The sequence below is a fragment of the Psychromonas hadalis ATCC BAA-638 genome, from assembly GCF_000420245.1.
Taxonomy (GTDB): Bacteria; Pseudomonadota; Gammaproteobacteria; order Enterobacterales; family Psychromonadaceae; genus Psychromonas; species Psychromonas hadalis.
This window is the reverse complement of the sequence record NZ_ATUO01000248.1, coordinates 1-3,337: the sequence shown is the minus strand read 5'-3', so window position 1 is coordinate 3,337 and position 3,337 is coordinate 1. Positions and strand designations below refer to the sequence as shown.

The window sequence follows — 3,337 nt, the reverse complement described above, 5'->3', positions numbered from 1 at the left end:
GGTGTCATAGAGAAAAGTGCTTTTGTGATTAGATTAAGCTTACTTACAAATAATTTAGTCTTCATTGCGAGTACCTTCAATCAGTTAAGTCTTATTTATAAGTATAGACAACAATTAGCTACAACAGAGCCAAATAATTTGGCCTGTGATTTTACCATTCAAGGGAAATTACAAAGGGAAATTTTATATAAAGAGTGGTTAATCTGTTATTTTACCGATAAATATAACCTGTTTTTGGTTCATTTTAATTACCCTCCATTTTTACTATAAAAGCGCAGGGTGTTAAAAATCGCAAAATACCGATACCACCTCCTTCGTCGCTCAGTAAAATCAATAGCTATAGGCGGTATAGGTGTTTATATACAGGTGTGTTACTTACTTTGACCGTACCATCTATAATATAGGTTATTTACAGTGTGGTCAGTTAATGGATTACGAATTGCAATGTATTGCGGGTGTTTTCGACTTAGATTTCTATCTCGCTTCACGCCCTGAGGATTAGTTCAAGATTTTCCTCCGTCTAATAATGGTGATCCGCGATCTTTTAATGCTCTTAAATATCGAACTTCATTATATGGTTTGCGATCCTGCCAACACCTATAAACAATTCTGATCCATTTAAATGCAAGGGCACTAATAGCTGCTTGATGTGAACTACCCAATTCTCTTTTTTTAAGATAAAAAATCTTAGCCCAATACGAACTATAAATTGAATGAGAAGCCCATTCGATAAATGTCTGCCTTACAAACTTAGGGCATTGCCAACGCCAGTGTACCCATGATTTTTTGCCACTACGTTCTGTGACTGGCGCTATTCCTGCGTATTGTTGTACCTGTTGAGCAGAAGTGAATCGGTCTCTTTGTTCACCGAACGCACTTAGCAACCTAGCAGACCCCCTGTGTCAGGATAGTTGTAGACAACTAATATTATAAAGGGGCACAAAGTACCTTAGAATTTTAGTTCTTTTTTTTTTTGAGATACCCTCATTAGCTTTATTCTATTTGTTCTCTTCCTGAAAAATATTTCGAAAGTGATCACCTAACTTTCGTTTTCCGTAAGTCGGAGCAACCATATTCTGAGCCATCACTGTAAGAAAGAACTCAGCAGGACCGCCGAACTTTTCCGGTAGCTTAGCCGCAATGAATAACGATATTTTTCTCACCCAGTCAGGCAAGCAGGTAATTCGAGGAGTCTTATCTTGAGCGTGAAAAGCGAGTTCTGCGACATCATAAACAGAAAAGACCTCGGCCCCACCAATATCGAACTCATTTCCTTCTTTGTTGATGACTTCTAAACAGAACCTAGCTAGGTCTTCTCCATGAATTGGATTTAGTTGCACATTGCCTTTCCCGAAAACATATACACGACCTGATTTTGCCATTGAATAGAACTCTTCAATATCAGAAAAGAAACCATTGGGTCTTACAATGCAGGGCTCTAACACCTTTGATGCAAGCAATCTTTTTGCAAAGCGCTCTTTAGCTCTAAGAAGTCTCACGCCTTGATACTTCGGAGCATTAAATGCGGAAATGTAGATAAATTTCTTAACACCGGCTCTTTCTGCTTCTTCTAATAAGTTTAGATTAGCTTGAAAGTCAACATCCATAAAGCTTAAGCCATCTTTTTGACGTGTGATGCCGACACTGGAAATTACTACATCAATCCCTTCACAACAGCCGTGTAAAGTACTGGCATCAGTTACATGCGCTATCTCTATTTGCTTATCAAGTAGGCCCATTTCTAGCAATTTATTTTTACTTCTCACCAGTACTTTAAAATCAACTTTTTGTTTTAGTAATACATTAACAATGTGGCTTCCTAAGTAGCCCGTCGCTCCTGCTATTAATATACGGGGATTTGTTTTATTCATTTGTCTGCCTCTAAAGTAATACGTGATAAAAAGAACCGAGTACCAGCAGTTATATGCTGTTCTAGCTGATCACCATTCATCAGAACCTGGCCTGTGATTCTTGCTCTATCATAAAAGCCACTACGCCAGATATGGAATAAAATATCTCCGAGGCTATTACTATCAAACAAAAGAGACGTAACGCCTACATTTTCAAGAAGCTCACCAATTTGGCTAACTGCTTTTTGAGGACCTGCTCTATACATTTCTTCTTTAAATGTTATAAATTTCGGCCCTGCAGATAGCATTGCATTGTCGAAAGCAATAACTCTAGGTTGACTAATTAACTTCATAAGCTCGATACCTATTCTTACCAAAATTTGTTCTAATTCCACAGGGTTGCTTATATTTATAGTTTTGCCATGTAGAGTTTTATCAAGTGCATTTTGGGTAAATGTTTCAACATATGCACTTAGTACACCTTGGAGATCACCAAAACGGCGGTATAAAGTTGCCTTAGATATTTCTGCTTTTTTTGCAATTCTTTCTATAGAGAGCCCGGAAATTCCTTCGTTTGCCAAAATATTATCTATTGCTTCAAATACACTCTGTGTTTTCTGGTGATCCACAGGACGACCTGCTGATTTTTTATGAATATTGGATATCATTTTCAAGGACCTTTCCTATTAGAACTGGTGATAAATGTACATTAAGTTATTATGATACGCAAGCGTCTCATAATTAAGCTTGTCTAAAAGGTTTGATGACCCTACATAATAAAACGTATAGTGATCAGCTGAACTGGTTATGAATATGTTTTCTCTCATTTCTGTTTATATAAGATGGCGCTCGCTTTTTCCGTAGGTCGGTGTTTTTCAAGCTAGTTGTCGCCTAATGTTTAAATTATGCCACCTTATCTTCTTCTTTTGCTTTTTTAATATTCTCTGGATTAAGGCTTACCTTCTCAATCATATCCCAGTTCCTCGTTTTACCTGACCAACGCTCTGGATTTTTAGCTTTAGCTTGCTCGTAAATACTCACTCTATTCTCTAAAATAGCCAGATCGAGTTGCTGATGGCGCTGTGAAGGAGTCACAAATTTAATCCCACTATGGCGATGCTCTTCGTTATACCATGATACAAAAAACTCAACCCAATCACGGGCTTCTGTAATATTTTGAAATGCTCGTTCAGGGTACTCTGGACGATACTTTAAGGTTCTAAATAACGACTCTGAATAAGCATTATCGTTGCTTACAGATGGTCGACTGAACGATGCCATAATACCTAGTTCTTGCAATGTCGCCAGCATTGTAGCCCCTTTCATTGGGCTTCCATTGTCTGAGTGAAGAACAATTTGATCTTCTTTTATCTTCTCTTTAATACAAATATCGGTCATCATATCTGATGCTAAAGAACTTCTCTCTTCACTATGAATCTGCCAACCAACTATTTTTCGACTAAAAATGTCGATGACCAAATACAGGT

General features: G+C 37.6%; 4 protein-coding genes and 1 pseudogene. 1 reads left to right on the top strand and 4 read right to left on the bottom strand.

Annotated features, from left to right (window positions below; translation table 11 throughout):
- Positions 1-270: hypothetical protein (locus G322_RS24010; protein WP_028866737.1), on the top strand; the 270-nt coding region annotated here is incomplete at its 5' end.
- A 233-nt stretch (positions 271-503) separates the two neighbouring features.
- Here G322_RS24010 and G322_RS0118245 read toward each other — a convergent pair.
- From G322_RS0118245 to G322_RS21350, 4 genes and pseudogenes are all read right to left on the bottom strand, one after another.
- Positions 504-887: pseudogene (locus G322_RS0118245) on the bottom strand (transposase); the annotation flags it as partial.
- 111 nt (positions 888-998) lie between these two features.
- Positions 999-1,871, bottom strand: coding sequence for an SDR family oxidoreductase (locus tag G322_RS0118240; protein ID WP_022943122.1), 873 nt, complete (start codon positions 1,869-1,871; stop codon positions 999-1,001).
- Positions 1,868-2,518 carry a TetR/AcrR family transcriptional regulator gene (locus tag G322_RS0118235; RefSeq protein WP_033422255.1) on the bottom strand — a complete coding sequence of 217 codons (651 nt, stop codon included), beginning with the start codon at positions 2,516-2,518 and terminating at the stop codon, positions 1,868-1,870. Before G322_RS0118235 ends, G322_RS0118240 begins: the two co-directional genes overlap by 4 nt.
- A gap of 235 nt (positions 2,519-2,753) precedes the next feature.
- A partial coding sequence (locus G322_RS21350; protein WP_033422254.1) for an IS3 family transposase occupies positions 2,754-3,337 on the bottom strand: 584 nt, incomplete at its 5' end.

What these genes read in the sequence shown, in the direction of transcription:
- G322_RS0118240 (WP_022943122.1), bottom strand. Translation starts at nt 1,871, where the DNA reads ATGAATAAAACAAATCCCCGTATATTAATAGCAGGAGCGACGGGCTAC.
- G322_RS0118235 (WP_033422255.1), bottom strand. Translation starts at nt 2,518, where the DNA reads ATGATATCCAATATTCATAAAAAATCAGCAGGTCGTCCTGTGGATCAC.